Source organism: Elizabethkingia argenteiflava (assembly GCF_009904105.1).
Lineage (GTDB): Bacteria > Bacteroidota > Bacteroidia > Flavobacteriales > Weeksellaceae > Elizabethkingia > Elizabethkingia argenteiflava.
This window is the reverse complement of record NZ_JAAABJ010000081.1, coordinates 1-1,126: the sequence shown is the minus strand read 5'-3', so window position 1 is coordinate 1,126 and position 1,126 is coordinate 1. Positions and strand designations below refer to the sequence as shown.

Below are 1,126 nucleotides of genomic sequence, written 5' to 3'. Positions count from 1 at the left end.
TTGCAATACTAGTCTCACCACAGAAGAAGAAGATTGAGTATATAACATATAAGGATCCCCTTCATTATTAAGCGTAGATGCCCAATATAGACCCAAATTACCTCTTTCTAAAGGATTTACAACCGGAAAAAAAGGAGGTATATTACGATTAGCTGAGACTGTAAATACTCCTTGAGAAGGAAAAGTCATTTTTACATTTTTATTGCCCTTACTGGTAAAAACTTTTGCAGCCGTATAATTAGCATTCCCTTGCCTCCATACTCCGATATTGGATTCAATGGTAGCCTCCAATAATTGCTGAAATTCTTCACGAGTTGGAACCCGGTATCCTTCTGGGCAAGGGTCATTAGGTCCTTTAAGTGGAGACGCTTCGGTACCACTATTCCATGCTTTTGGACCGGGTGGATAACCGCCATTAAAATTGCTGTTCATCCGTGTATCTGTAGCTCCTGCTACAGATACATTACGACCATATTGGTAATAATTCCCATGAATACCTGCAACACTTGAGGACTGGTCAGGGTCTAAACTAGTATTAGCTCCCAGATTGTGCCTCATCCATATTTTCCCATTAATTCGAGCTGCAGGTTGCCCTTTATAAGTAAGTAATATGTCTTTAGGATTAAGACGTACGGTAAGGTTATATTTGAGACCTGGAATAATTTTTACTTTATCGCGGAAGAAGGTTAAATTGGTTTTCGATAAAGGCCCAATCGTAATGAAAGGAATACTGAGGGAAGCTTTATCATTATACGCGTTAAAAATACCCACCTCGCTCACTTCATTCGTATTTAATCCCGATAATAAGGCGAATTTCTGATAACCTATATTCCCTAAATAATTATTATGGGCATTGGATAGCTTGATATTAGAAGCTTGATAATGAGAACTGTGAATACCCACCTCAATTGCAGAGATATTATATCCCGTCTCAGCGCTACTTATTTTTACATTAATCTCACAGAATTGATGCTTTAATACCACATCCAAATGATTGATTCGATTTCCGGATACCTGCATGTCCTTTCTAAAATACATAAAATCAGAATTCCCACTTAGATTATTCAGACTGGATGTTTCTAATGTTTTATGAGAGGGATTAGAAAAATTAACATCTGGGAGTTCG

General features: G+C 37.7%; 1 protein-coding gene. It reads right to left on the bottom strand.

Going from position 1 to position 1,126, the window contains the following annotated elements; genetic code table 11:
* A partial coding sequence (locus tag GNY06_RS00405; RefSeq protein ID WP_317163717.1) for an FISUMP domain-containing protein occupies positions 1 to 1,126 on the bottom strand: 1,126 nt, incomplete at both ends.